Source organism: Bacillus sp. FJAT-49711 (assembly GCF_018343715.1).
GTDB lineage: Bacteria > Bacillota > Bacilli > Bacillales > Bacillaceae_C > Lederbergia.
In genome coordinates, this window is sequence record NZ_JAGYPL010000001.1 from 1,096,682 (window position 1) to 1,123,450 (window position 26,769).

Below are 26,769 nucleotides of genomic sequence, written 5' to 3' on the forward strand. Positions count from 1 at the left end.
AATTATTTAATTAAAGCATTGCAGTCGATGATGAGTGCAACCTGTCCATCACCTAAAATAGTGGCACCAGAAATAGCGAATACCTCTGTCAAATAAGACCCGAGTGATTTAAGAACAATTTCTTGCTGCCCTATAAAAGAATCAACAATAAGGGCTGCCATTTTATCACCTTTACGAACGATTACAATCGAAATAAATTCATCTAATTCATGATCAGCATGAAGGCCAAAAATTTCCTTCAGTGATATTAAAGGTACGACTTTACCTCTGAAATCAATCACCTGTTGATCATGCGCCAATAGTATTTCTGATTTTTTAATGATAGCTGTTTCAATAATGGAGGATAACGGCAAAGCATATTTTTCTGGTCCAATTTCAATCAACATTGCTGAAATAATCGATAAAGTTAATGGTAATTGAATGGAAAAAACGGATCCTTTTCCTTCAACTGAATCAATGGATACTGTTCCACCCAATGATAAAATTTTGGATTTTACTACATCTAAACCTACTCCACGTCCTGAGATATCGGAGATTTTTTCCGCTGTTGAAAATCCAGGCGCCATAATCAATTCAAATGCTTCTGAATCTGTTAATTCGGCTGCTTCATTTTGAGAAATAATTCCTTTTGAAATGGCTTTTTCAATAATTTTATTTCGATTTATACCTGCACCATCATCTTCGATCTCTATAAACACATGATTCCCACTATGATATGCCTTTAATTGAATGTTTCCTGTTTCAGATTTTCCATTTGCCCTTCTGACTTCAGGATTTTCGATACCATGATCAATAGCATTTCTTAATAAATGAACAATAGGATCACCGATCTCATCTATTACTGTTCGATCTAACTCTGTTTCTGCTCCGATAATTTCCAGTTCAAGAAGCTTGTCCAAATCTTTTGCCAGCTGTCTAACCATTCTTGGAAATCGATTAAATACATTGTCAACAGGCACCATTCTCATATTCAAAATAATACTTTGTAAATCACCTGAAATACGCGTCATTCTTTCTACTGTTTCAGCTAAATCAGAGTTCTCAATATCTTGTGATATTTGCTCTAAACGGCCCCTGTCAATGACAAGCTCTTCAAAAAGATTCATCAACATATCGAGACGCTCAATATTTACCCTAATCGTTTTATTTGCAGCTTTACTTTGTCTCTTTTCATTCGTTTCTGGCTTTCTGGAAGGTGAAGGCAAGGTATCCTCTATTTTTTCCTTTTCGCTTTTATCTAAATTGTCAGACGTAGCTTCTTCACTTTTTTCATCGATTGATAACGTATCGAATAAATTTGTTTCGACTGATTCAATTTCCGAAATTTTCATGATTTTTTTACGTAAGTCTTCACCAGATTCTTGTGTAATTAATGTAACCGTAAACTCGGAGTCAAACTGCTCTTCTTCCAATTGTTCAACAGAAGGTGAAGATTTTATGACTTCCCCACATTTCTCCAATACCTCAAATACCATAAACACACGCGCTGTTTTTAATAAACAATCAGCACGCAACGAAATTGTTAGTTCATAGCAATCAAAGCCTTGTTCCTTTGATTGCTCGATAACTGTTCTTTCGTATTGATCATATTTATTTTTTGGATATGTAATAGAAGCTAGTGCAGCGGCTGCTTCATCTTCAGCTTTTTCATTTATTGCCGGTATATTTCCTTGCTCTATTTGTTCGAGCTTAGTAATAGCCACGCTTACATCTCGAGTTCCATCTCCACCTGATGCGATGGATTCTACCATTGCTTCCAAATCGTCCACTGCAAGAAACACAATATCTAATAAATCCGTGGTCACTTGCATTTTCTCATTTCTAATACCATCCAGCACATTTTCCATTATATGCGTCAGATTGGCTAAGTCCGAATACCCCATTGTGGCTGACATACCTTTCAGCGTATGTGCCGCTCTAAAAATATTGTTTACGATTTCAAGATTATGAGGATCCTTTTCCAATTCAAGAAGATTTTGATTCAAAGATAATAAATGCTCTTTACTTTCATCAATGAACACTTCCAAATATTGATTCATATCCATAAGCCCACGTCCTTTATCTAATATATTTCAAGATCGTTTCAGCTATATCATCCAGTTTTGCTATGGAGTCGACTTGATTAGTTGCAATAGCAGCGTTTGGCATACCATAAACGATGCAAGTTTCTTTAGATTCCGCTATCGCGTAGACACTACTTTCTTTCTTTAATTCTACCAAACCAGCTGCGCCGTCTGCACCCATTCCTGTCATAATTACAGCTATTTTATCGAAATTTGATAGATTATGAATTGAATTGAACAAGACATCAACAGAAGGGCGATGTCCGTTAACAGTTGGACTATCTAATATTTTCACTTTTGCTCTGCCACCTGTTTGAACAATCGTCATATGTCTGCCCCCTGGAGCGATATAAGCCGTACCTTCCTTTAATGATTCGCCATCTTCAGCTTCTTTAACTTCTATATCACATATTGTGTTTAATCTATCAGCCAAGGACTTAGTAAATTTTGGCGGCATATGCTGAACAATAACTATTGTTGCATCCAACTCTTTCGGTAACTGCGATAATACTACTTGCAATGCTCTGGGGCCGCCAGTTGAAGTTCCGATACAAATGATCTTTTTTTTATCCGGATTTTTACGTGGTGTCATAATTTACTACTACTCCTCTAAATTTTGCTAAAAGAACAATCGTCGAAGTCTATTAATAAATGAATCTGTTTCTTTATAATCCGAATTGTTTTCGTTTAAATATGATTGAACGATTGTTTTCAATTTCACTGAAATATTGGAGTTTGGATAAGCATGTGAAAAGGCAGTTTGGTTAATGACGGCTTTCCTTACATGCTTGTCTTCTGGCAAAACTCCGAGCATTACTGCATCTTTATGTAGAAACTTTAATACTGTTTGTTTTAATCGTGCGAGCGTTTCTCTTCCTTGCTTTTCGGTATCAGCACGATTGCAAATTAAGAAAAAGTTCCCTAAAGCACCTTCTAAGCAAATAAATTTCATCATTGAATACGCATCTGTTATAGCTGTAGGTTCAGGAGTAGAAATGATCATAATATCGTCAACTGCAAGCAATACTTTTAATGAAGCCGAATTTGCACCAGCTCCCATATCAAAAATAATATAGTCATACTGTTGCTGCAGCTCCCTTAATCCGTCGAGCAGTCTATCCAACATTCTTTCGTTAAATTGAATAGTTTCATTTAAACCATTTCCGGCAGCAATATATGAAAAGCCCTCATGAGTATCATTTACAATATCTTTTATTGTGGTCTCTTCAAGTAAAAAGTCAGAAAGACTCAGACGCGCTTGTTTCCCAAGAATAATATTTACATTACCCATGCCTATATCGAAATCAAATAATAAAACTCGTTTGTTCTTCTTATTTAATATTAAAGCAATATTAATGGAAATATTGGATTTCCCAACTCCTCCTTTTCCACTGACTACGGCAATCGTTTTTGCATTGCCTTTAGATATGTTTGTCATTTTCAATCGCAAGTTTTCGGCTTGGTCTTTCATGATGATTCATCCTTAAGAACATATTCAGTAATAACTTCAGGAGTAGCCGCTATAATATCGTCAGGTACGTCTTGTCCAGTTGTAATGTAAGCAACTCCTTTTTTGTATTTGCATACTAAGTTATACATTACACCAAAGGTTCTCGTCTCATCAGCTTTAGTAAAGATAAATTGGTTGAAATTCATCTCTAAAAAATTGTCAACAATTCTTTCAATATCTTTTTCTTTCATTGAAATTGATAATACTAAGTAGGTTTCTATATTTTCTTCATCGCCAAACAGTCTCAGCAAGTCATCTATATACTGTTTTTCTTGATAATTGCGACCTGCCGTATCAATAAGAACAATATCGTATTCCGAGTACTTATTAATAGCCGAACGAAAGTCTTTTTCTTCATAAATAACTTCAACTGGAATATTTAGTAATTGTGCGTATGTTTTTAATTGATCAATAGCCGCAATTCTGTACGTATCTGTTGTTATAAGGGCAACTTTTTTATGATGTTCCAGAACTGCTTCCGCGGCTAATTTAGCAATTGTTGTTGTTTTTCCCACACCGGTAGGGCCAACAAAATTGATAAACTTCTTTTCATATGAAATTTCATCAAAGTTAAAAAGCTTTAATTGATTTATCATTTGTGTTGTACACCATTGATCAATCTCGGATTCAGTAGGTTCATTTTCAGAATTTCGCCATTTCTCTAGTAAGGCATCGCCAACATTCAATAAAAATCCCTCTTCTACCTCTTCCTCTTGAAGCTTATTCAACGATTTTTGGATGATTTCCGGATACTGATTGTAACTTGAATAATTACTATTCTTTATTGCTTTAAGTTCAGATTTTAACTCGGCGATTTCTGATAATATGGTTGGTTCCCTTTGTATAGATGGATTGATATAAGTAGATGTTTTTGTTTTATTTTCAATTGGATTCTTTCTGTTTTTATTTTTTCTTGTTAATGCTTGATGAATGGGTTGTTCATCTAAAGCAGCTATAACTTCAATGTTTTTCTTACGAAATAACCCGAGGAAACCGCCACTAAAAATTACCTTTGAATTTAATATGACGGCATTTTCACCTAGCTCTTGCTTAACTTTTTTCATTGCTTCCGGCATAGTCGGGGCAATAATTTTTTTTATATTCATTCAACACTCACCATCCCAGTGCTTTGAACTTCCACATTCGCTTCTAATTCATTATATGAAAGGACAGGAACTTGTGGAAAATATCTTTCTGTCAATTGTCTTACATACATCCGAACTGCAGGGGAACATAGTAAAATAGGAGCCTGCTGCATTAATGATTGCTGTTCAATTTGTGAGGCTGTTGCTTCAAGAATTGAATGGGAATCATCGGGATCCATTGATAAATAATTACCATGTTCCGTTTGCTGTACACTGTCTGCAATTAACTTTTCCACTTTACCTGACACAGTAATCACTTTTAATAGCGAATTTTCATCAGCATATTGATTTGTTATTTGCCTTGCCAATCCTTGCCTTACGTATTCAGCAAGTAAATCCGTGTCTGTGCTCATTTTCCCATAGTCTGCCAAGGTTTCAAAAATAACTGGTAAATTTCGTATCGATACATTCTCTTTCAGTAGTTTTGCCAAAACCTTTTGAACTTCACCAATTGTAAGCGGATTTGGAGTTACTTCTTCTATTAAAATTGGAAATGATTCTTTTAGATGATCAATAAGCTGCTTCGTTTCTTGTCTACCTAAAAGCTCATGCGCATTCGTTTTTAATACTTCAGTAATATGAGTAGAAACGACAGATGGAGGATCCACAACTGTATATCCTAATATTTCGGCTTGTTCTTTTACTTCCTCCGTTATCCACTTTGCTGGAAGACCAAATGAAGGTTCAATCGTATCAATTCCTTCCAGCATATCTTCTCCACCTGGACTCATCGCTAAATAATGATCCAATAGCAGCTCCCCTCTTGCCATTTCACTGCCTTTTATTTTTAAACGATACGCATTTGGTTCAAGTTGAATATTATCTCTAATTCTCACAACTGGAATGACAATACCTAGTTCCAATGCTAGCTGCCTTCTGATCATGACGATGCGATCAAGTAAATCGCCACCTTGATTTACGTCTGCAAGAGGAATAAGTCCATAACCAAACTCAAATTCTATAGCATCAACATTTAGTAGATTGATTACACTTTCAGGACTCTTTAAATCATCTGATTCAGGATCTTCAAAATGCTCTAATAAATCAGCCTCCTGCTTAGCTGGAACTCTAGACAAAGAGATACCACCAATAGCAAGTGAAGCAGCAATTGGAATTGTTATAATATCATTGATTGGTGTTGCTAAACCTAATAGAAAGATGGTACCTGCAGCTACGTACAACATTTTGGGAAATGCAAATAGCTGACCAATAATATCAGACCCAAGATTGCCTTCAGAAGCTGCCCTCGTAACTACTATTCCAGTGGCGGTTGAAATAAGCAACGCGGGAATTTGGCTCACTATGCCATCGCCCACAGTTAGCATGGAGTATTTCACTGCTGCTTCACCAATCGGAAGTCCTTGTTGAAGCATACCAATAATAATTCCAAATAATAGGTTGATAATGACAATAATGATCCCTGCTATTGCGTCACCTTTAACAAATTTACTTGCTCCATCCATTGATCCATAAAAATCTGATTCTCGCGAAACCTTTTCCCTTCGTTCCCGTGCTTCATGCTCCGAAATGACCCCTGCATTTAAATCAGCATCTATACTCATTTGTTTACCAGGCATCGCGTCTAATGTAAACCGCGCTGCAACCTCTGATACACGTTCTGCCCCTTTTGTAATTACTACAAATTGAATAATGACCAATATGAAGAACACAACTAAACCAACCAGCACGTTTCCACCGACAACAAAAGTCCCGAACGTTTCAACGACACCGCCAGCATCACCTTTTGAAAGGATCGATCTTGTCGTTGAAACATTCAGGCCCAATCTAAAAAGTGTCAACAGTAAAAGTAATGATGGGAATATTGAAAATTGGAGAGGTTCTTGCATATTCATAGATGTCAATAGTACTAGAAGCGCAAGTGAAATATTGACTATTATAAGCAAGCTTAATAACCATGGTGGAAAAGGTATAACCAGCATGGCAACAATTAATATTACACTTAATAGAATTGCAAGATCTTTCACTTTCACAACAATCTCTCCCAAAAAAACTAGATAAAAAACACTTTAGATTTTATGTTTAATTCTATATACATAAGCAAGTATCTCTGCAACTGCCTTGAAAAAATCATCAGGAACTTTTTGTCCTATATCGATTTGATCATATAAGGAACGCGCCAAAGGACGATTTTCAACCATAATAATATTATGTTCACTAGCAATATACTTGATTTTCTGCGCCATAAAATCTACGCCTTTCGCAATGATGACAGGAGCATCATCTATTTCCTCATCGTATTTTAAAGCAATTGCATAATGTGTAGGGTTTGTGATGATGACATCAGCTTTAGGAACTTCCTGCATCATCCGCGACATTGCCATTTCACGCTGCTTTTGTTTTACCTTGGACTTGATTAAAGGATCCCCTTCAGTATTTTTAAACTCGTCTTTAATATCCTGTTTCGACATTCGAATATTCTTCTCATAATCATATTTTTGATACAAGTAATCAAATAATGATAAAAATAAAAGAGCGAGTGATGCGGCGATCCCCATTTGCATCGTAAGGCTGCCAACCGTTTTCAATGCTGAGCCAATAGATTTATGTGATAATATAAGAACTTCGTCGATTCGAATCCATAGAACAAAAAAGGTAATGCTCCCTACAAAGCCTATCTTTAAAATAGATTTCAATAATTCCACAATTGCCCTAATCGAAAAAATACGCTTCATCCCTTTAATTGGATCAAGTTTTTCCAATTTCGGCTGTAATGGTTCACCTGTTACCATAAATCCGACTTGCATTAGATTAGAAGCAATACCCGCAATAAGTGCAATCAACATTACCGGGCCGAGTAAAAAAGCAATTTCTTTCAATATATCCAGTAAAATTAGTTGAATATTAGCTTCTGAAACTTCCATTAATAAAAACTCGTTAAAGGAATGGCGAAATGTGTCTACTGCTATCTTTCCCATGTTAGATGAAAAGAAAAGTAGAAATAAAAAGACTGCTAATAACCCAATGGCAGTATTAACATCTTGGCTTTTTGCCGTTTGCCCTTTTTTTCGGGCATCCAGTCGCTTTTTCGGAGTTGCCTTTTCCGTCTTTTCACCTGCAAAGAATTGGAGATCAAGATTGAGTTGTTTCATCCCGTTCCTCCTATAAGTCTCATCACATTTCTCATTACATGCAGCATCGTTTCAAATAAATTTTGCACAACGCCAAACATAACTCCAAGCACGATAAATAAAATAATGAAACTAACTGCTATTTTAATTGGAAACCCAACGACAAAAATATTCAACTGTGGCACCGTTCTTGCCACAATTCCTAGAGCGACATCTACGAGAAACAATGAAGCTACAACTGGTATCGCCATTTGAAAAGCAATCATGAACATCATACTGAATGATTTAATAATATATTCGGTCAATGAACTATCTCCAAAAGGGATAAAGACCTGGTCAATCGGAATAAATTGATAACTATAGAAAATCCCATCCAATATTAAATGATGACCATTAATAGCAAGTAAAAATAGCAAAGAAAACATGTATAAGTATTGACCGATGAGTGGACTCTGTGTTCCGGTCTGCGGATCAATCACATTAGCTATGGCAAACCCCATTTGAAAATCAATAAATCCTCCAGCAATTTGTATAGCTGATAGTATCATATACGCTGTAAAGCCGATAAGAAGCCCAACACCAGCTTCTTTAAGAATAAGTAAGAAATACTCTCCTGTAATTTCAATTGATTGCACATCAATTGTGTAATACATCAATAATGATAAAAAGAAGGCAAAGCCAATTCTATATGTCGCTGGAAGTGTTCTATATGAAAACAAAGGCAGAGTAACAAAAAATGTCGAAACCCTCATAAATACTAACATGAAAACTGATATATTGGGCAGCAATTCCATTTACTCAACCTACAAATCGCGTTAAATTTTGAAAAATTTCAGTAGCATATGATAGAAGCCTACTTAACATCCATGGCCCCAAAATAACGGCACCTACTAATACAGCTACAATTTTTGGGATAAAAGCCAATGTTTGCTCTTGAATTTGCGTCGTGGCTTGAAAAATACTAACAGCCAGCCCAATGGCCAAAGCAATCACAAGCAATGGGCCTGCTACAATTAATATCGTATAAACTCCTTTTTCCGCCAGAGAAATGACAGCTTCTGCACTCATGATGATCACTCCATTAATCTACAACTTTATAAAATCTATTCTTATGAAAAACTTTGCAGCAGCGATTTAACGACCAAATACCAACCATCAACGAGTACAAACAGCAATATTTTAAAAGGGAGTGATATCATAACTGGCGGCAGCATCATCATTCCCATCGACATTAAAATACTCGCAACAACCATATCAATCACTAGAAACGGAATAAAAATCATAAATCCAATTTGAAAAGCCGTTTTTAGTTCGCTTAATGCATAAGCGGGTACAAACACAGTCAACGGAATATCTTGTATTGTTGCCGGTCTTTCCGTTTTTGAATATGTTAAAAATAACTCTAAATCTTTTTGTCTAGTATGTTTACTCATAAAATCTCTAAAAGGTACAGCTGCTTTTTCATAAGCTTCTTCTAAGTTAATTTCATCATTAAATAGTGGTGTTAAAGCTTGTTCATTCACTTGACTAAATGTAGGCGCCATTATAAAAAAGGTTAAAAATAAAGCTAGTCCCACCAAAACCTGGTTAGGCGGCATCTGTTGTGTAGCAAGAGAAGTTCTGACAAAAGAAAGAACAATAATAATTCTAGTAAAGGATGTCATCAAAATTAAAATACTTGGAGCAATGGATAAAACAGTCAGTAATAATAATAGCTTGACTGAAGTAGAAACAGTTTCGGATGAACTATTATTAAAAAACTCCATAAACTCATTCATCGGTATTTGACCTCTTGTTATCAAGCTTATTCATTGTCTGCTTGCGCTCCCTTTTAATTTCATCAAGCTGCCTTTTCAAATGTGTATGAAATGGCTGGTGAGACATTTCATTCGTTTCATTTGTCTTTTTCATTCTTTTTATCCATTTCGTCATCATATCGACAGGCTGAAGGCTTTGTTCTAATTGCTCTTCATATTGCCGCATATAATTCTCATAATCTTCGCCATCCGTTATTTCTTTTAAAAGCTGAACATCTTCCCCAACCCCAAGAATAAGGAGGCGATTACCTACCTTGACTATTTGTATTGAACGGTTACCGCCCAATGGCGTACCACCTATATTTTGAACAAGTCGATTTTGCTGATAAGATTGACTTCTTTTATTAATGAATTTCAATAAAAAATATAATATTGCTATGACAAATATAAGTGCAAAAACCATTTTTACGATATCCGCTATTCCTATACCATCTACACCATCTGTTTGTGATTTTATTGTTTGGTCGGTTACTTTCGATTTATCTTCCGCATCATCACATTTCTTTGGATAACAATCATCCACCATTCCACCAGGCGGATTGTTGTCAGCAAAAACAATCGATTGATCCGCTTGGCTAAGAAGTAAAAACATGATGGTGAAAACAAATAGCGAACGTTTAATAATCAATTTCATATTCGAGAATTAACCTAAAGTTTTTTGGATAGCTTCTATCACCCTATCCGCTTGGAACGGCTTAACAATAAAATCCTTTGCGCCAGCTTGAATGGCGTCAATAACCATTGCTTGCTGCCCCATTGCTGAACACATAATAATTTTTGCAGCCGGGTCAACAGATCTGATTTCTTTTAAAGCAGTAATTCCATCCATTTCAGGCATAGTAATATCCATTGTAACTAAGTCAGGTTTTAATTCATTATATTTTTCAACAGCTTGCATGCCATCCACTGCTTCTCCAACTACTTCAAAACCATTTTTCACTAAAATATCTTTAATCATCATTCTCATAAATGCGGCATCATCTACAATCAAAATTCTATTAGCCATGCTAATTCCTCCTAAAACTTAGTTCAATTTTTTTAATCTGTCTGATTGGCTTACGATGTCAGTTACTCTTACACCAAAGTTTTCATCAATAACAACTACTTCGCCTTTAGCAATTAAGCGGCTATTAACAAGTATTTCAACTGGTTCACCTGCCAATTTATCCAATTCAATAATGGACCCTGCACCGAGTTCAAGAATATCCTTGACTGATTTTTTTGTTCTTCCAAGCTCTACTGTAACTTGCAATGGAATATCAAGTAGCATATCAAGGTTTTTTGTTTCGGGAGCAGGAACATTAGATTGATTAAACTCTAAAAAGCTAGCTGATTGGACATTTAATGGGATTTTCTCTTCATCGGCAACTTTGCCATTTTCTCTTTTCGGTTCATCATTTCTTGTATTTCTTAAAGATTGGTTTTGTGCATTCTCATCGCTTACTAATGTTCGAGCCATATTTGAATTTGGACTAGATGCAGGTTTTACCTCAGAAGGGTCACTTCCGTTTTTTGACAATAAATCTTCTACAAGCTTTTTGGCAAATTCAATTGGAAGTACCTGCATAATATCAGAATCTATTAAATTTCCGATAGCAAGACGAAAAGATATCTTAACAAGAAGGTTTTGTTGAGGTATCGTATCTCTTCCTTCCCCTTCGGAAATATTCAATAGTTCAATTGAAGGTGGTGAAATATCAACTTTTTTCTCGAAAATAGATGACATCGAAGTAGCAGCTGAACCCATCATTTGATTCATAGCTTCTTGAACAGCACTTAAATGAATTTCATCTAACAATTCCGCAGGCGAAGTCCCATCGCCACCGAGCATTAAATCTGCTATTATAGCAGCATCACTTTGTTTAATAACAAGAATATTTACTCCTGAAAAACCTGATGTATATTTAACTTGTATGGCAACATATGGATGTGGAAACTCTTCTTCGAGTTTTGCATTATCAATAATGGAAACGGATGGAGTTGTAATTTCTACTTTTTGATTCAGTAATGTAGATAAAGCAGTTGCTGAACTACCTATCGAAATATTCCCAAGCTCCCCTATAGCATCCTGTTGCAATTCATTTAAAAAATCTGATATATCATGAACATCTTCTTGTTTATTTGATTCCTCGGTTATAGGTTCTCCGCGTAATAACGCGTCAATCTCATCTTGTGAGAGCATTTCACCATTCATTGTCTCCTTCACCCTCCTTTATGTTATCTATTATTTGTACAGCCATTTTTTTATTGCGTTTGCCAGGTTGTCCAATAAACTTTGGTTTTTCACCAAGTTTAATTGTAAGAGGTTCATCAATACGACTGTTTAATTCAATGACATCTCCTAAGCTTAAGGAAAGGAAGTCATGAATTGTTATAGTAGATAATCCCAATTCAACGGTTAACTCAATATGGGCTTCTTTTATTTTCTCTTCAAGCAACGCAACCTCTTCAGGCTTTCTCATCTTTGTATTTGTTTCCATCCAATAATGCGCTGAAAGTTTGGGAATGATTGGCTCTAACAGAACATGCGGAATACAAATATTAATCATCCCACTGCTATCTCCTACACTAGCATTCATCGATATAACTACAACTGTTTCATTGGGAGTCGCAATTTGCAAAAATTGTGGATTCACTTCAAGTTCAGTTAATATCGGATCTATTTCCGCGATGCCTGACCAAGCTTCTTGTAAATGTTCCAATGTATTCTCAAATAAATTTGTCATAAGCCGCGTTTCAATTTCAGTTAAATTATCTATTTTATTTAAAGATGTTCCTTTTCCACCTAGTATTCTGTCGATCATCGCATAAGCGATATTCGGATGTATTTCCATGATCATTCTCCCTTCTAAAGGAGGCACTTCGATCACATTCAAAATGGTCATATTAGGTACAGAACGAACATACTCTTCATATGGAATTTGATCCGCTGTCGCTACCGTAATATTGACATACGTCCTAAGTTGAGCTGAAAAATAGGTTGTTAACAAGCGGGCAAAATTATCGTAAATTCTTGTCAAGCTTCTCACTTGATCCTTAGAAAATCTAAGCGCTCGTTTAAAATCATATAATTTAACTTTTTTTACATCTTCATCTCGTTTAAAATCATCAGCTGACATTTCACCCGTAGATATAGCGGAGAGCAAAGCATCTATCTCACTCTGGGATAATACATCTTCTGGCATGGCTACACCTCCGTTTCAAATTAGTATTCTAGTACTTTTTAAGAGATGACATAGGAGGTGATATAAATTCTGACCACTTTTCCATCTTGCATAAGCTCGTTTATTTTATCTTTCATCGTTTCTTCCAGCTTTTGTTTTCCGTCCTTACCATCTAAATCAGTAGGCTCCATTTCAGACAGCTCGGATATGATTAGATTTTTTATTTGAAAATCTCTTTTTTGGAACTCATCTTTCGCCTTTTTCCCATTTGTTTGCACCTTAAACGATATTTTTACGTAGTCACCATTTTTTATATTTGTCATAATCTCTGGGACATCGACAGATACTTTGATGACTTCATCAATCGTAGGTTCATTTTTTTTATCTTTGTCCCCTAGATTCATAATGATGATTAAGGCTAATGTAGCAAGCAGCAATATTGCCGTTAAAAGAACCATCATAGTTGGAAATAATCTTTTATTCATCTTTCTAATCCTCCAATTCTTTGCGGCCGAGGAGATTAATGGATTGATAGAATTCCAAGATACGTCTATTTATAACCTCCTCTGATTCTGCTGCTACATATTTACGTCCATTTGTGAGGGTAATAGTTGTATCAGGAAATGACTCTATTTTTTCGATATATAAAGCATTAAGTTGAAAGGTCTTTCCATTTAATCTAGTTATCGTGATCAATGATTGATCAGAGCCGGATAGTAAGTGGCACCCGGCTCTTCTCCCCCCCTTACATTATCGTTTTAAATTAACGAGTTCCTGTAAAATTTCATCCGATGTTGTGATGATTCTCGTATTTGCTTGGAACCCACGCTGAGCAACGATCATTTCCGTAAATTCTTCTGAAAGATCAACGTTGGACATTTCGAGTGAACCAGATACGAGAGTTCCGGAACCATCGCTGCCAGGTACAGTGTATGTGGCTATTCCTGATGCAGCAGTTTGAGAGAACATATTTTCCCCAACCTTCTGAAGTCCACCGCTATTAGAAAAACGAGCAAGGGTTATTGAAAAATTCGTAGTATATAAATCTCCGTCTTTCGTTAGACCAAGCTCTGTTGCATGGATGTAATCAATTGCGTCGGTAGCAGCTGCCGTTCCATCAGATGCTATAGTAATTTGGGCTGATGTGTTATTAGCATTCGTTAATGCTGTAGTCGCAGCATTTTCAATAGCTGTCTTATTTGCATCGGTTTTATTAGCTTGATACGTATTAAATGCTGTATCTACATTATTTACCGAGGTTTTAAGTGTATTTGTAAAAGTTTTAATGTTTGTTACTTGGGTTGCTGCATTATCGGCTTTTTGCTTTGCATCTGCAGCAGCTGCTATCGCCCGTGGATCACCACCGGCAGCTTTGGCCACCAGATTATTTGCTTCTACCTTCAATAATTGAGCTTCTTTTTCTGCTTCCAATATTAATTCGTCAAGTTCATCAGTCATTTTCACTAAGGAATCAAGATATTTCTTTGAAGTAGGATTTTCAACAAGATTTTTTGCAGTACCTGCTAATTTCCCAACAACCTCAAGAGCTTTATCAACTGATGTTTGATTTGCACTTTTAATAAAACTAATCTTTCCATTTTCCGAAATACTGAAGCTTTCGATTTCTTGGATTTTACCGCCATTAATCCGTATTGGCTGTAATTCATCACTATTTGGATCAGTAGCTAATACATAGTGTCCCGTTCCAGTAACTACATAACCTTCATTATTTAAATAAAGATTACCGGCTCTCGTATAGTAAGTGGAAGTTGCGAAGAAAGTATCTCCACTAGGAGTCCCTTCCGCCACTGTAATATAGCCATCTCCTTGGATAGCCAGATCGAGGACCCTGCCTGTTGTTTGCAAACTGCCTTGAGTATCAATTGTATCAATTGATGCAAGCTGTGAGCCTAATCCGACTTGTTTAGGATTAGTTCCACCTCTCCCTTCAGAAGGAGCACTTGCCCCTGATATCGTTTGATTAACCATATCTTTAAACGTAACACGTCCTTTTTTAAAACCATATGTGTTGACGTTCGCTATGTTATTACCTATTACATCTAGTTTTGTTTGAAAGTTTTTCATTCCGCTTATACCAGAATACATAGAACGAATCATTTAAAATGATCTCCCTTCTGAACCACGTCTATCAGTCGGCGGTTCTCAGCTTCCTATAAGGTCCAGCTGATATTGTTTTTAATTGGCTTAACTTAAAATAATAGTTCCATCAATATTCGTAAATATTTGACTTGCTGCTTCCTGCCTGTCCATTACTGTTACAACAGTATTATTTTTTGCGCTTATGATTAATGCAGCATCTTTCAACAAAACAAGTGAATCTGTAACACCTTTTTGTTTTGCTTCAGCCACTTTTAAACCAATCTGTTCCCATACTTCAGGACCTATAGAAATTTCCCGTTGCTTCATTCTTAACTCTGCATGTTTACTTATCGTTAATCGAGACTGTTTTGCAGTTGCTTGTTCCAAAAACCGGGAAAATGAATGATTGCTCAATTTTTCTGTTTTGCTTGATCTATTATTGGTGTTTACAGCAATTGGCTGTACAGGAAGCTTGTGAATCGTATGATTTTTCATATTAATCACGTCCTTCACTAGCTTATTTTTATTACCTCATCTGTTTTGATTGATTTTCCATCCTCTGTATGAAGAAATACGACGTTTCTCTTCATTGATACTGACTGAACATTGCCACTCTGTTCCTCTTCGTCCTCCATCCAAGTAATTGTTTTTCCAATCATGGTTGTTGCATAAATAAGAGGGGTCTCGGCAGCTATGTTATTAACTTGAGAGATATTAGCAGGCGTTAATTCTGTACCGTCCTCCAATGTAAACTTGACGGTATCACCAACAAATTGAACCGAACTAACAATTCCTTTTCCGTTCGTAAAAGTTTCTTCTGCAGTATTAGAATCTTCGTCGATTTTATGCCATGTTACTTCTTTCCCAACAAATTGGCTAAGGGCAATTAAGCTAGACTGTGACTCAAATTGGACTAATTTTTCAATTGATTTGCTCATATTCGTCATTTGTTCAAGCGAAGAAAAAGTTGCCATTTGTGCAATAAATTCTTTGTCCTGCATCGGGTTCATCGGGTCCTGATTTTGCAGCTGCACCATTAATAGTTTAAGAAAATCATCTTTCCCTAAAATATCATTGCCCGTTTTAGCCTCCCTCTTCTGGACAGATGAATAGAGTAAATCAGAGTCGATTGAAATTGACATCTTATCTTTACACCTCCGTTTCAAATAAAATATTACTTAAAGCCTCTTTAAAATTGTCATTCGTTTCATTTTGGGATTGTCCTTGATCAGGATTTTGTTCATGATGCTGTTGACTACTACTTCGGCTATCCTGATTCGTATATCTTTGCAGATCGCCTTGACTGTATGTAACCTCTATTCGATCCACAGAAATATTTTGTTGTGCAAAAGCTTGTCTTAAACTATTAAGTTGAAAATCTAGCATTTCCTTTGCTTTGTGAGTTGACGCTAAGATTCGAGCTGTTAATTGCCCATCTTTTTGTAAAAGCTCTACTCTTAATGATCCTAATTCTTCTGGGTGCAGCCTAATTAATAATTTAGTTGTATTTAATCCTTGTGTGAGACTGGATCTGGCCAAAATATTGGAAAATTCCTTGATCATTCCGCGCATCACAGTTTCTTCGTTTGCCGATTCACTTACAATCAAATGAAAAGATTCGGTTCGTACAACAGGATTCGAATCTGATATATGGTCATTAACAATCATCTGCTTATTTAAAAATTGATCATGCTTTGATGATTTTCCTAATAATGATTGCAATAAATTCGAGCTGTTACTAAGTGATCGGAAATCATTGGTTTCGCTACCTCTAAAAAAAGCATTATCTAATGAATTTCTTATATTTTGGTATTTTGTATCTCTAGTCATTTCCTGGAGTCTTCTCAGCAAATGTTCCATAGAGACTTCTACTTCTTCAAACTGTTGCATTTCTGAAAGGTTGACTATATTATCCTTAGATTTAAAAAGAAACTCTTTAACGGATTTAATATAAGAAGAAATTTGGTTAAAAGGCATACTTTTCAATGTTTCATCATTTAATCCATTAATAACTTGGAATAATACAACAGCTGCAGCTAAAAACTCCCCTGGAATTGGCTCATCTTGCTTTATTGATTCTGGCATCTGATTGGGAGCCACATTATTCTCTATCCAATCAAGTATTTCATGAATCGTTTCATCCCAGCTAGGATCAATCTCTTCCGAAATTGTTTGAATGTCTTGATAGAATTCTGTTTCTTCAGTTTCAGGATCTCCTAATAAAATTTCTATTAGATTCATAAGAGGATCCACCTCTTGAACGGAATTAGTCTCAGCTGGAAGTTGTCCATTATTAGCTAGAGCTGAGCCTAAAATCATTTGAAAATTTGTATTATCCGATGGCAGAGGACTATTGAACATCATTTGCCCTTGTATCATAGTTGATTCAAGTCCACCAATTTTCAATTTTATCACCCCCTTTCAATGACGTAGTTTTATTCCGTTTTGGCTGAAAGCTTTTCTAAATATTTTGCCGCTCTCTCCGGAGGCATTTTTTCCATTATCTTGGCTAGTGATTCGGTACTAATATTAGATAAAATTTTCACAGCTTCATCATCGCTCATTTCTATAATAATCGGAGCTGCACTTTTAGGCGTCATTGCCTCGTAGGTTGAAACGATTTCTTTGAAAGCACGTTTATTTTGGTCTTGCATTTGCCTTAATTCTTCAATCGTATTTTCAAGTCTTTCTTTTTCAAGTGAAAAACGTTCTTTTTCAAATTCATTCTTTTCAAGCTGTGATTTTAGTTGATCGATTTGTGCATTTTTATTTTGAATTTCAGCGTCTAAACTGATGATCTTTTCCTCGTAATCAAGTACATTCACTTTTTCCTTGCCATCGATCATATTTGCAATAACCGGAACTTTTTCGCTGATTTCTTTAGCTTTTTGGAATATATTTACCCCAGCTACTGAAGCAATCAGTAAACCTAAAAAGAGTGCAAATAGAAGCGGAATTAAAACCCAAAAGATAAACCGATGAAATATGCCCGGCTTTTTATCCAAATTTTGATTTTTTAAGGTTTTTTCCACTTTCCCACCTAATTTCCGCCCCGATGAAAATATTGTACGGAAGAATATTCATCAAGGTGTATATTTTCTGTTTGATCAAGCATTTTCAAATAATATTGATATGTTTTTTCTTTTAGCTTTTCGTATTTTTTCACTTCAATATTACTTTCTTTCAGTTTTTCCTCATACCAATTCATAGTATTTCGCGCATTCATCACAAGTCTTTGTACATGGCTGATCGTCTTTTCTAAATTGCTGATAAATTGTTGGTAATGGCGGATTTTATGTATGGATAATCCGCTTGTAAGTTCATGAAGTTGATATTCTTCAAGATTTTCCTTTTTTTTCAACAAATCAAAAAGCTGTTCAGCAACTACTTCAAATTTCTTAACAGAATCTTGATATAAGGACAATGCTTCTTCCTTTTCACGTTCTTTTAAATTTAAGATTTTTTGAAATTTGTACTCGTATCTCAATTCAGTTCACCTATCTTCATCAGGTCAATCATAGAATCAATACTTTCTTGAATAGTAAGTTGTTCATCTGTTTCCTGCTTAAGAAATGAGATGATATTTGGATAAGCTAATATCGCTTCATCAATTTCTTTAGAAGCACCACGTTTGTATGCCCCTATATTGATTAAATCTTCTGAGTTTGAATAAATGCTTAATAAGTCTCTTAGTTTTTCAGCTGCACGACGATGTTCTTTACTAGATAGATGATTCATGAGTCGACTTACACTTTTCAAAACATTAATGGCGGGATATTGACCTTTATTCGCTAATTCACGATCTAATACAATATGACCATCTAAGATACCTCTTACTGCATCCGCAATCGGTTCATTCATATCATCGCCATCTACTAAAACAGTGTAAAAGGCAGTTATAGATCCATGTTCATTTGTCCCCGTCCGTTCTAAGAGTCGGGGTAGTATCGAAAATACTGAAGGAGTGTATCCTTTCGTAGCAGGCGGTTCGCCAACTGCAAGTCCAACTTCCCTTTGGCCCATCGCTACCCTCGTGACGGAATCCATCATGAACATGACATCATTACCTTTATCACGAAAATATTCAGCTATCGCCGTTGCTGTAAATGCACCTTTTATTCTCATGAGTGCCGGCATATCAGAAGTGGCTGCGACGATAATTGACTTTTTCAGCCCTTCAGGTCCAAGATCGCGTTCGATAAACTCCCTGACCTCTCTCCCTCGTTCTCCGATTAGAGCAATGACATTAATATCAGCAGTCGTATTCCTTGCTATCATTCCAAGCAATGTACTTTTCCCTACCCCACTACCCGCAAAAATTCCCATTCTTTGACCTTTTCCCACTGTGAGGAGACTATCAATTGACCTAACCCCTACTTCCAATTTTTCAGAGACTGGCGGTCTTCTCAACGGATTTGGCGGCGTCCGATCTGTCGGGATTGTTTTCATCTGGATTGGCATTTGAAATTCATCCATCGGATTTCCTAATGAATCGACAACTCGGCCAATTAATTCCTGGCCAACTTTAATTTGCAATGGTTTAGATGTTGCTTCAACAAGACTTCCTGGTGAAATTTCTTGTATATTTGTATATGGCATCAATATGATATGTTGCTCCTTAAAACCAACAACCTCTGCCATTATTTTTCTTTTTTTGGCTTTCCCGCCTATATGAATCAAGCATACATCTCCGATGGAGCTTTCAGGACCTTGCGATTCAATCATTAGCCCTACAACTCTGCTAACGCGTCCAAATCGCTTGAATGTCGGAATGTTTTTTATATATGGAATTAGTTCTTTTGCATCCATTAATCATCTTCCTTAAGTAGTTCCAACAAGTTCTTTTTTAACTCTACAAGCTGGCTTGATATGGTCGCATCAATTCTGCCATTCTCTGATTCTATATAACATGAGTATTCCTCTAAATCCTCGTCTGGATAAATAAAACATTGTATTCCATGTGGAAAAATAGCGTCCAATTCATTCTTTTCAGATATTAAAAGCTCATACTGCAACGGATGTACATGAATCTGAACTTCTTTAAAATCCTTTGCCTCTTTGAGCACCCTTTTAACGAGGGGGAGGAATCTTTCTTGTTCGTCTATTAAGCTCGTATGAATAATTCGTTCTGCGGATTGGATGGCAATTTCGACAATCGTCGTTTCGGAACTGTCAAGATGGTTTTGAAAGGCTTCCTTAGAAGAATCGACAATCGTCTTTGCTTTTTTTATTAAGCTATTATATTCAGTTAAACCATTATGCCTTCCCTCTTCTATCCCCATTTGCATACCTTTTTCATATGCTTCATGAATGAGTCTTTGTTCTTCTTGCTCCCATTCAGATCGCCTAATCTCTACTTGCTCTAATATTTGATTTGCCTCCGCTTTTGCTCCATCAAGAAGTTTTTGAGCTTCTATTTCTGCAATACGTATGATTTCGTCTCTTTCAGCAAATAACAATGATTTATTTAAAGGTCCTTCATCTTCTTGGTCCAGTACTTGAATGTTTCTAACCTTTATTACCTTTGAATCATTTTGACTTAGTGGTTGAGAAACCTGTTTTATAAGCCTAGACAATGATATCATCTCCTCCACCGCGCGCAATGATGATCTCACCTAACTCTTCAAGTCTTCGGATAATACCAACGATTTTTGATTGTGCTTCCTCTACATCCCTTAATCTGACAGGGCCCATAAATTCCATTTCTTCTTTAATCGTTTCAACCATTCTTGTAGACATATTACGATAAATAACTTCTTTTACTTCATCACTAGATATTTTAAGTGAAAGCAATAAATCTTCATTTTCACATTCACGAATAATCCTTTGAATTGACCTGCTATCAAGCGTGACAATATCTTCAAATACAAACATTCGCTTTTTAATTTCTTCAGCTAGTCCCGGATCCTCGATTTCTAACGCATCTAGTATTGTTTTTTCCGTTGCGCGATCAACCCCATTTAACACGTCGACAACAGCTTCAATTCCACCAGTTTGCGTATAATCCTGTGTCACTGTTGCTGATAACTTTCGTTCAAGGATACTCTCAATCTCGCTGATAACTTCGGGTGAGGTACGATCCATAACTGCAATTCTCTTAGCGATATCTGTTTGCTTATCCTGCGGAAGCTCTGATAAGATTTGGCCCGCTTTTTCAGGATCTAAATAAGATAAAATTAGTGCTATTGTTTGCGGATGTTCATTCTGTATGAAGTTTAAGATCTGACCAGCATCTGCTTTTCTCGCAAAATCAAATGGCCGCACTTGCAAAGAAGAAGTCAGCCGATTTATGATGGCCATCGCTTGATCAGGTCCAAGCGCCTTTTCTAAAACTGTCTTTGCGTAGCCAATTCCACCCTGGGTAATATAGTCTTGAGCAATTGCGATATTATGGAATTCATCCATTACATCTTCTTTTGCGGAGGAGTCTACTTTTCTGACACTTGAAATTTCCAATGTTAACTTTTCCATTTCTTCTTCTGTTAAATGCTTATACACAGATGATGCAACATCAGGTCCAAGTGATATTAAAAGAATGGCTGCCTTCTGCTTTCCAGTCAATCCTTTTCTAGACAATCGTAACTCCTCCTAATCCTCTGCTAACCATGTACGTAAAAGTTTAGCGAATTCGTCTGGTTTTTCCTTCGCTAATTTTTCAAGCTGTTTCTTACGTAATCCAGTTTCTGTCAAAACTTCTTCATTTAAATCAGGAATTTCAATCGGCTCATCGATCGTTTCTTCAAATCCTTCATCTTCTTCTGCTTCATTTCTTCTAGCACGCAACATAAAGAATAATAGAACCCCGATAACAACAAGTAAAATTCCGCCTATTACATAAATCCACCAAGGGAGTTTTTGATTTGGTATATCTTGAATATCTACTTTTCCATTAAACGGCTGAACAGATACTACAACTTTATCTTGAATAGCATCGTCAGAAATATCCGTCCCCGAATTCTTATCGATGGATGTTCTGACAATAGTAGACAATAATTCCCGAATATCCTGCTTCCTATCTTCTGGAAAAGAATTTGTATCTTCAGGATTTGGCGGTTCCACCATAACTTGTATACCAAGGTCTCGAATTTTATAAGGACTTTCTACTATTTCTTTTCGAATTCTATTAATTTCGTTATTGATTGTTTCTTCCGTTTTTTCATAGTCACCGTTTGAATTAGTAATGCTTTCGTATCCAGTATTTGTATCAGTCTGATCTACAGGTGTACCACCTGCCTGTTCGCCATTACCAGTAAAAGTTTCTGTAATTCGATGTGCACTGATGGCGATGCCGCGCATATTTTCCTCATCAACTGGTGTAACGAGGTTTTCTTCTCTGTTTTCTTGGGTAAAGTCAATATCAGCAGTTACTGATGAGACGACTTTATCAAAACCCATTAATGTTCCAAGCATATTTTGTACTTGACGCTGTATATCTCTTTCGATTTGACTTTTTATTTGCATTTGCTGAGTATAACCGTTATCAGCATATTGTTCATTATTCAAATCGAAATACTCGAGGAACTGATTCCGAATAACAATATTTTCAACAGGAAGATTTGGAATACTTTTTGAAACTAGATGATAAAGTGATTTAATTTGCTTTTCACTGAATTCATGGCCTGGTTTGGTTTGCAAAATAATCGAAGCAGAAGCCTCATCACTTGAATCACTTACAAAAATTCCTTTTTCGGGAAGATTAATCATTACTTTTGCTTGATCGATTCCTTCAATACTTTTAATAAGTTCAGCTAACTCTGTTTGGGTTGCGTCTAGCTTCAGTACATTAAATTCATTGTCTGTCATACCAAAACCGGCATTCTGGCCAAAAAAGGAGTAATCAATATTTCCTGATTTAGGAATCCCTTCTGCGGCCAATTCTACTAATAATGTATCAACTTGTTCCTCAGGAACCTTTATTGTCGTTCCACCATCTACAATTTCAGATTTAATTCCTTTTGCATCAAGACTTTCCTTAATTGAGCCTGTCTCAGAAGGTTTTAAATTAGTATACAATGGGACTAATGTGGTCTTAGAGGCAAAATAGAAGATGCCAGCCACTAAAATAAGGGCAGTTAGAATAGAACCAAGTATGATGAATTTTTGATTGCCAGTTCTGTTTGTCCAGTATTCTTTTAAACTAGCTATTTTCTTGTTTAATGTCTCTTTCATTTATAAGCCCCTTACTAAAGCAAATCTAAAAAGGCAGTCACTAACAAAAGCCCTACATTTAAACTTGCATTCTCATCATTTCTTGATATGCTTCTACTGCCTTATTACGTATTTCAATCGCTGCTTGCATGGTAATCGATGCTTTTTGAGCAGTAATCATCACTTCATGCAATTCAATATTTTCTCCTCTTGCCAATTTTTCAGTAGCCATATCGGACTGCACTTGTGCATGGTTAACCTCTTGGATAGCCGTTTTTAACAAATCTTTAAAACTTGTACTGTTTTGTCCTGGAAGTTCTACATTTTTAATATTATTTTTCACAGGATTAAGTTGGATATTGGCAAAGTTAATATTGTTGATCGGCATTATGCATATTGCCTCCTAAATTTACTTTCCTAACTCTAATGCTTTCATATGCATTGATTTGGATGCATTAAAAACTGTGACGTTTGCTTCATATGAACGAGTGGCGCTCATTAAATCCACCATTTCTTTTAACGGATCAACGTTTGGCATCTGAACGTACCCTTCTTCATTAGCATCAGGATGATCAGGATCGTATACTACACGGTAAGGTGAATCATCCTCTACAATTTTTGTAACCTTTACACCATTCATATTCGTATTGCTACCATTATGAATAGCATTATTATAAATAGATGAAAATGACGATTCCTTTGGCTGCATTACGACCATTTTCCTAGTATAGGGCTGCCAAACTCCATCTACTAATTTACCACGCGTTGTATCGACATTTGCCATATTTGAGGATAATACATCCATCCTTAATCGTTGTGCTGAAAGAGCAGAGGACGTTATTCCCATACTTTGAAACATTGACAAATTACCTTCCTCCTTTTATTACATTTTGCAGGGTAGAAAATTTCCCATTTAATCTTTCGATTAAAGCTTGGTAATAAATTTGGTTTTCTGCCATGTCGGACATTTCATTATCAATATCTACATTATTTCCATTGTGATTGTATTCCGTATTCATTTTTGTATAAACCTGCGGATAACCATTTCCAATAGCAAATTGAAAATGGCGGTAATCGCTTCTATTTACTTCAATATGACTGGAAGAGTCTGCCAGAACTTCCTTAAAACTAACGGCTTTTGCTTTATAATTAGGTACATCGACATTTGCTATATTTTGAGCAATTGTTTTATGCTTAAGTGACGAATAGTTTAAGGCTTTTTCAAGCGTTTGAAAATTTCCAGAAAATAATTGCAACTTCGACACCGCTTTCTATCTTTATGTAATTAAATTGTATTACAACAACTATATTGTAATGTTTTTGTCATATTACGTCTATACTTGGCACTACAATTTTAAGGTAAAATACGCCAATTTTAGACAAAATGGTTCTTTAGACCCGCAAAAAAAGCTACTAGATTTTTTTATCTAGTAGCTTTTTTGTAATATATAATTAATTAGATTTAATTTTTTCTAGTTCTTTAAGGAATTTAGAATTTAATACTTTTATATATGTTCCTTTCATTCCTAGTGAACGAGATTCAATTACACCTGCACTTTCAAGCTTCCGGAGTGCATTTACAATCACTGAACGAGTAATTCCAACGCGATCCGCAATCTTGGATGCTACGAGTAAGCCTTCATTTCCATTTAGTTCTTCAAAAATATGTTCTATTGCTTCAAGCTCACTGTATGACAAGGAACTGATTGCCATTTGAACGACTGCTTTGCTTCTTGCTTCTTCTTCAATTTCTTCTGATTTTTCTCTTAATATTTCCATACCTACAACAGTCGCACCATATTCAGCTAAAATTAAATCATCATCCTGAAACTCTTCTTCCAAACGGGCAAGGATTAATGTGCCAAGACGCTCTCCTCCACCGATAATCGGTACAATAGTCGTTAAACCATTTCCAAAAAGATCTTTATTTTCAACAGGGAAAGCAGTGTATTCACTTTCTACGTCTAGGTTAGAAGAAGTCTCTACGATGTTGAATAAACTTTTGGTATACTCTTCTGGGAATTGTCTATCTTCAAGCATTTTTTTCATTCTCTCGTTTTCGATCGTTTGATTGATCGCATAACCTAATAGTTTTCCTCTGCGACTCAATACAAAAATGTTTGCCTGAATAACTGTACTTAGTGTTTCTGACATTTCTTTAAAATTCACAGGTTTTCCTGCTGCTTTTTGCAGCATAGCATTTATAGTTCTTGTTCTAGATAATAATTCCAATGGATTCTCCTCCTAAATATATATTGCCATTTCTAATATTAATTCACTGTTGCGAATATATAGCCATTATCCATAACATTCCCGCGCGGATGTTTCGTAAAACTTTTAAAGGATAAACTGACTTAAGTCCTTATCTTTAGATATGACTGCAAGCTTTTCATCTACATAATGTTTAGTAATCTTAATTGTTCCCATTGCTACTTCTGGAGCTTCAAAAGATAAATCTTCAAGGAGTTTCTCCATAATTGTATGGAGACGCCTCGCGCCGATATTGTCTGTTTCTTGATTAACATTAAATGCAATCTCAGCAAGCCTGTAAATAGCATCGTCAGAAAATTCGATTTGTATACCTTCTGTTTCCAGTAATGCAATATATTGTTTAATTAATGCATTATCTGGCTCTGTAAGGATGCTTACAAAATCTTCAACAGAGAGTTTTCCGAGTTCTACACGAATTGGAAAACGACCTTGCAGCTCAGGGATTAAATCAGACGGCTTGGAAATATGGAATGCTCCCGCGCCGATGAATAAAATATAATCTGTTTTAACAGGACCATATTTTGTTACAACGGTCGAACCTTCTACAATTGGCAGAATATCACGCTGTACCCCTTCTCGCGAAACATCCGCATTAGAAGCAGAATTTCCTTTGCTAGCAATTTTATCGATTTCATCAATAAAAATGATCCCTGTTTGTTCGGCTCTACTAATGGCAGTTTGAGAAACCTCATCCATGTCAATTAGCTTTTGTGCTTCGTCATTTGTTAAAACAATACGTGCATCCTTCACTGGTAAGGTTCGTTTTTTCTTCTTCTTTGGCATGAGACTGCTTAATGCATCTTGCATATTCATCCCCATTTGTTCCATACCGGATCCTTGAAGCATATCAAACATCGATGGCTGTTGTTCATCCACTTCCACTTGAACCATCTCGTTTTCCAGTTCACCGTTTGCTAACTTCTGAGCGATGATCTTTCTTTTCTCCCGGATGCTCATTTCCTCTTGTTTTTCCGTCGGATCTTCTGATTCTTGCTGCCCGCCTCCAAAAATCATTTCAAATGGATTTTTAAATCCCTCAGTTTTTTTCTTTGCAGGTACGAGCAACTCTACTAACCGATGATTTGCTTGCTTCTCGGCTTGATCTTTTACTTCTTCTACTTTTTCTTCTTTAACAATTCTGATAGAGGTCTCCATTAAATCACGAACCATCGATTCAACATCCCGGCCGACATAACCTACTTCAGTGAACTTAGTTGCTTCTACTTTAATAAAAGGCGCACCAACTAGCCTTGCCATCCTTCGTGCAATTTCAGTTTTTCCTACTCCAGTAGGACCGATCATCAAAATATTTTTCGGAATGATTTCATCTCTCATTTCAGGACTTAACAATCCTCTTCGATATCGGTTTCTAAGTGCAACCGCAACAGCCCTTTTCGCATCTTTTTGACCAATGATGTATTGGTCAAGCTTTTCAACGATTTCTCTCGGGGTCATATTAAAC

At 36.1% G+C, this 26,769-nt stretch carries 30 protein-coding genes; all 30 read right to left on the reverse strand.

Features of this window, described 5'->3' with window-relative positions; genetic code table 11:
* Positions 1 to 2: 2 nt before the first annotated feature.
* A complete protein-coding gene (locus KHA96_RS05285; RefSeq protein WP_213128219.1) occupies positions 3 to 2,045 on the reverse strand; it encodes a chemotaxis protein CheA in 2,043 nt (680 codons plus the stop codon).
* A gap of 13 nt (positions 2,046 to 2,058) precedes the next feature.
* The gene (locus KHA96_RS05290) at positions 2,059 to 2,655 is read right to left on the reverse strand and encodes a chemotaxis protein CheB (RefSeq protein ID WP_213128220.1); all 597 of its coding nucleotides are present in this window, start codon (positions 2,653 to 2,655) and stop codon (positions 2,059 to 2,061) included.
* Positions 2,656 to 2,682: 27 nt separating this feature from the next.
* A complete protein-coding gene (locus KHA96_RS05295) occupies positions 2,683 to 3,534 on the reverse strand; it encodes a MinD/ParA family protein (protein WP_213128221.1) in 852 nt (283 codons plus the stop codon).
* Positions 3,531 to 4,679 (reverse strand): flagellar biosynthesis GTPase FlhF, encoded by a 1,149-nt coding sequence (gene flhF / locus KHA96_RS05300; RefSeq protein WP_213128222.1) that lies wholly within the window; start codon positions 4,677 to 4,679, stop codon positions 3,531 to 3,533. The genes KHA96_RS05295 and flhF overlap by 4 nt, the downstream gene beginning before the upstream one ends.
* Entirely contained in the window at positions 4,676 to 6,658 is a 1,983-nt protein-coding gene (gene flhA, locus KHA96_RS05305; RefSeq protein ID WP_249315378.1) for a flagellar biosynthesis protein FlhA, read from the reverse strand. The genes flhF and flhA overlap by 4 nt, the downstream gene beginning before the upstream one ends.
* A gap of 87 nt (positions 6,659 to 6,745) precedes the next feature.
* Positions 6,746 to 7,828: a flagellar biosynthesis protein FlhB gene (gene flhB, locus KHA96_RS05310; protein WP_213128224.1), complete on the reverse strand. Its 1,083-nt coding sequence runs from the start codon at positions 7,826 to 7,828 to the stop codon at positions 6,746 to 6,748.
* On the reverse strand, positions 7,825 to 8,601 hold the full coding sequence (fliR, locus tag KHA96_RS05315; RefSeq protein ID WP_213128225.1) for a flagellar biosynthetic protein FliR: 777 nt from the start codon (positions 8,599 to 8,601) through the stop codon (positions 7,825 to 7,827). The genes flhB and fliR overlap by 4 nt, the downstream gene beginning before the upstream one ends.
* Positions 8,602 to 8,605: 4 nt before the next feature.
* A complete protein-coding gene (gene fliQ, locus KHA96_RS05320) occupies positions 8,606 to 8,875 on the reverse strand; it encodes a flagellar biosynthesis protein FliQ (protein WP_213128226.1) in 270 nt (89 codons plus the stop codon).
* 41 nt (positions 8,876 to 8,916) lie between these two features.
* Positions 8,917 to 9,585 carry a flagellar type III secretion system pore protein FliP gene (gene fliP, locus KHA96_RS05325; protein ID WP_213128227.1) on the reverse strand — a complete coding sequence of 223 codons (669 nt, stop codon included), beginning with the start codon at positions 9,583 to 9,585 and terminating at the stop codon, positions 8,917 to 8,919.
* Positions 9,578 to 10,258, reverse strand: coding sequence for a flagellar biosynthetic protein FliO (locus KHA96_RS05330; protein WP_213128228.1), 681 nt, complete (start codon positions 10,256 to 10,258; stop codon positions 9,578 to 9,580). Before KHA96_RS05330 ends, fliP begins: the two co-directional genes overlap by 8 nt.
* A gap of 9 nt (positions 10,259 to 10,267) precedes the next feature.
* A complete protein-coding gene (locus KHA96_RS05335; protein WP_213128229.1) occupies positions 10,268 to 10,630 on the reverse strand; it encodes a response regulator in 363 nt (120 codons plus the stop codon).
* A gap of 18 nt (positions 10,631 to 10,648) precedes the next feature.
* The gene (gene fliY / locus KHA96_RS05340; protein WP_213128230.1) at positions 10,649 to 11,818 is read right to left on the reverse strand and encodes a flagellar motor switch phosphatase FliY; all 1,170 of its coding nucleotides are present in this window, start codon (positions 11,816 to 11,818) and stop codon (positions 10,649 to 10,651) included.
* On the reverse strand, positions 11,808 to 12,809 hold the full coding sequence (gene fliM, locus KHA96_RS05345; protein WP_213128231.1) for a flagellar motor switch protein FliM: 1,002 nt from the start codon (positions 12,807 to 12,809) through the stop codon (positions 11,808 to 11,810). Before fliM ends, fliY begins: the two co-directional genes overlap by 11 nt.
* Positions 12,810 to 12,847: 38 nt before the next feature.
* Entirely contained in the window at positions 12,848 to 13,273 is a 426-nt protein-coding gene (gene fliL, locus KHA96_RS05350; RefSeq protein ID WP_213128232.1) for a flagellar basal body-associated protein FliL, read from the reverse strand.
* 4 nt (positions 13,274 to 13,277) lie between these two features.
* Entirely contained in the window at positions 13,278 to 13,484 is a 207-nt protein-coding gene (locus tag KHA96_RS05355; protein WP_213128233.1) for a flagellar FlbD family protein, read from the reverse strand.
* 54 nt (positions 13,485 to 13,538) lie between these two features.
* Complete coding sequence (locus KHA96_RS05360) at positions 13,539 to 14,906, reverse strand: flagellar hook-basal body complex protein (RefSeq protein WP_213128234.1); 1,368 nt, start codon at positions 14,904 to 14,906, stop codon at positions 13,539 to 13,541.
* Positions 14,907 to 14,993: 87 nt separating this feature from the next.
* A complete protein-coding gene (locus KHA96_RS05365; RefSeq protein ID WP_213128235.1) occupies positions 14,994 to 15,383 on the reverse strand; it encodes a TIGR02530 family flagellar biosynthesis protein in 390 nt (129 codons plus the stop codon).
* A gap of 17 nt (positions 15,384 to 15,400) precedes the next feature.
* Positions 15,401 to 16,030, reverse strand: coding sequence for a flagellar hook assembly protein FlgD (gene flgD / locus KHA96_RS05370; protein ID WP_213128236.1), 630 nt, complete (start codon positions 16,028 to 16,030; stop codon positions 15,401 to 15,403).
* Positions 16,031 to 16,037: 7 nt separating this feature from the next.
* A complete protein-coding gene (locus KHA96_RS05375) occupies positions 16,038 to 17,294 on the reverse strand; it encodes a flagellar hook-length control protein FliK (protein WP_213128237.1) in 1,257 nt (418 codons plus the stop codon).
* Positions 17,295 to 17,323: 29 nt separating this feature from the next.
* Complete coding sequence (locus KHA96_RS05380) at positions 17,324 to 17,920, reverse strand: MotE family protein (RefSeq protein WP_349305683.1); 597 nt, start codon at positions 17,918 to 17,920, stop codon at positions 17,324 to 17,326.
* A gap of 8 nt (positions 17,921 to 17,928) precedes the next feature.
* Positions 17,929 to 18,375, reverse strand: coding sequence for a flagellar export protein FliJ (gene fliJ / locus KHA96_RS05385; RefSeq protein WP_213128238.1), 447 nt, complete (start codon positions 18,373 to 18,375; stop codon positions 17,929 to 17,931).
* On the reverse strand, positions 18,372 to 19,697 hold the full coding sequence (fliI, locus tag KHA96_RS05390) for a flagellar protein export ATPase FliI (protein ID WP_213128239.1): 1,326 nt from the start codon (positions 19,695 to 19,697) through the stop codon (positions 18,372 to 18,374). Before fliI ends, fliJ begins: the two co-directional genes overlap by 4 nt.
* On the reverse strand, positions 19,697 to 20,464 hold the full coding sequence (fliH, locus tag KHA96_RS05395; RefSeq protein WP_213128240.1) for a flagellar assembly protein FliH: 768 nt from the start codon (positions 20,462 to 20,464) through the stop codon (positions 19,697 to 19,699). The genes fliI and fliH overlap by 1 nt, the downstream gene beginning before the upstream one ends.
* The gene (fliG, locus tag KHA96_RS05400) at positions 20,457 to 21,464 is read right to left on the reverse strand and encodes a flagellar motor switch protein FliG (protein WP_213128241.1); all 1,008 of its coding nucleotides are present in this window, start codon (positions 21,462 to 21,464) and stop codon (positions 20,457 to 20,459) included. The genes fliH and fliG overlap by 8 nt, the downstream gene beginning before the upstream one ends.
* A 12-nt stretch (positions 21,465 to 21,476) precedes the next feature.
* Positions 21,477 to 23,057, reverse strand: coding sequence for a flagellar basal-body MS-ring/collar protein FliF (gene fliF, locus KHA96_RS05405; RefSeq protein WP_213128242.1), 1,581 nt, complete (start codon positions 23,055 to 23,057; stop codon positions 21,477 to 21,479).
* 58 nt (positions 23,058 to 23,115) lie between these two features.
* Positions 23,116 to 23,424: a flagellar hook-basal body complex protein FliE gene (gene fliE / locus KHA96_RS05410; protein WP_213128243.1), complete on the reverse strand. Its 309-nt coding sequence runs from the start codon at positions 23,422 to 23,424 to the stop codon at positions 23,116 to 23,118.
* Between the two features lie 21 nt (positions 23,425 to 23,445).
* The gene (gene flgC / locus KHA96_RS05415) at positions 23,446 to 23,895 is read right to left on the reverse strand and encodes a flagellar basal body rod protein FlgC (RefSeq protein WP_213128693.1); all 450 of its coding nucleotides are present in this window, start codon (positions 23,893 to 23,895) and stop codon (positions 23,446 to 23,448) included.
* Between the two features lie 7 nt (positions 23,896 to 23,902).
* A complete protein-coding gene (gene flgB, locus KHA96_RS05420) occupies positions 23,903 to 24,292 on the reverse strand; it encodes a flagellar basal body rod protein FlgB (protein WP_213128694.1) in 390 nt (129 codons plus the stop codon).
* 196 nt (positions 24,293 to 24,488) lie between these two features.
* Complete coding sequence (gene codY, locus KHA96_RS05425; RefSeq protein WP_213128244.1) at positions 24,489 to 25,268, reverse strand: GTP-sensing pleiotropic transcriptional regulator CodY; 780 nt, start codon at positions 25,266 to 25,268, stop codon at positions 24,489 to 24,491.
* A gap of 105 nt (positions 25,269 to 25,373) precedes the next feature.
* Positions 25,374 to 26,762: an HslU--HslV peptidase ATPase subunit gene (hslU, locus tag KHA96_RS05430; RefSeq protein WP_213128695.1), complete on the reverse strand. Its 1,389-nt coding sequence runs from the start codon at positions 26,760 to 26,762 to the stop codon at positions 25,374 to 25,376.
* Between the last annotated feature and the right edge of the window lie 7 nt (positions 26,763 to 26,769).

What these genes read in the sequence shown, in the direction of transcription:
- KHA96_RS05360 (WP_213128234.1), bottom strand. Translation starts at nt 14,906, where the DNA reads ATGATTCGTTCTATGTATTCTGGTATAAGCGGAATGAAAAACTTTCAA.
- fliI (WP_213128239.1), bottom strand. Translation starts at nt 19,697, where the DNA reads ATGGATGCAAAAGAACTAATTCCATATATAAAAAACATTCCGACATTC.
- flhF (WP_213128222.1), bottom strand. Translation starts at nt 4,679, where the DNA reads ATGAATATAAAAAAAATTATTGCCCCGACTATGCCGGAAGCAATGAAA.
- fliL (WP_213128232.1), bottom strand. Translation starts at nt 13,273, where the DNA reads ATGAATAAAAGATTATTTCCAACTATGATGGTTCTTTTAACGGCAATA.
- flgC (WP_213128693.1), bottom strand. Translation starts at nt 23,895, where the DNA reads ATGTTTCAAAGTATGGGAATAACGTCCTCTGCTCTTTCAGCACAACGA.
- fliM (WP_213128231.1), bottom strand. Translation starts at nt 12,809, where the DNA reads ATGCCAGAAGATGTATTATCCCAGAGTGAGATAGATGCTTTGCTCTCC.
- fliF (WP_213128242.1), bottom strand. Translation starts at nt 23,057, where the DNA reads ATGAAAGAGACATTAAACAAGAAAATAGCTAGTTTAAAAGAATACTGG.
- KHA96_RS05295 (WP_213128221.1), bottom strand. Translation starts at nt 3,534, where the DNA reads ATGAAAGACCAAGCCGAAAACTTGCGATTGAAAATGACAAACATATCT.
- KHA96_RS05335 (WP_213128229.1), bottom strand. Translation starts at nt 10,630, where the DNA reads ATGGCTAATAGAATTTTGATTGTAGATGATGCCGCATTTATGAGAATG.
- fliE (WP_213128243.1), bottom strand. Translation starts at nt 23,424, where the DNA reads ATGCCGATCAACAATATTAACTTTGCCAATATCCAACTTAATCCTGTG.
- KHA96_RS05290 (WP_213128220.1), bottom strand. Translation starts at nt 2,655, where the DNA reads ATGACACCACGTAAAAATCCGGATAAAAAAAAGATCATTTGTATCGGA.
- flhB (WP_213128224.1), bottom strand. Translation starts at nt 7,828, where the DNA reads ATGAAACAACTCAATCTTGATCTCCAATTCTTTGCAGGTGAAAAGACG.
- fliY (WP_213128230.1), bottom strand. Translation starts at nt 11,818, where the DNA reads ATGAATGGTGAAATGCTCTCACAAGATGAGATTGACGCGTTATTACGC.
- hslU (WP_213128695.1), bottom strand. Translation starts at nt 26,762, where the DNA reads ATGACCCCGAGAGAAATCGTTGAAAAGCTTGACCAATACATCATTGGT.
- flhA (WP_249315378.1), bottom strand. Translation starts at nt 6,658, where the DNA reads ATGCTGGTTATACCTTTTCCACCATGGTTATTAAGCTTGCTTATAATA.
- flgD (WP_213128236.1), bottom strand. Translation starts at nt 16,030, where the DNA reads ATGTCAATTTCAATCGACTCTGATTTACTCTATTCATCTGTCCAGAAG.
- fliP (WP_213128227.1), bottom strand. Translation starts at nt 9,585, where the DNA reads ATGAATGAGTTTATGGAGTTTTTTAATAATAGTTCATCCGAAACTGTT.
- fliR (WP_213128225.1), bottom strand. Translation starts at nt 8,601, where the DNA reads ATGGAATTGCTGCCCAATATATCAGTTTTCATGTTAGTATTTATGAGG.
- fliQ (WP_213128226.1), bottom strand. Translation starts at nt 8,875, where the DNA reads ATGAGTGCAGAAGCTGTCATTTCTCTGGCGGAAAAAGGAGTTTATACG.
- KHA96_RS05330 (WP_213128228.1), bottom strand. Translation starts at nt 10,258, where the DNA reads ATGAAATTGATTATTAAACGTTCGCTATTTGTTTTCACCATCATGTTT.
- KHA96_RS05365 (WP_213128235.1), bottom strand. Translation starts at nt 15,383, where the DNA reads ATGAAAAATCATACGATTCACAAGCTTCCTGTACAGCCAATTGCTGTA.
- KHA96_RS05285 (WP_213128219.1), bottom strand. Translation starts at nt 2,045, where the DNA reads ATGGATATGAATCAATATTTGGAAGTGTTCATTGATGAAAGTAAAGAG.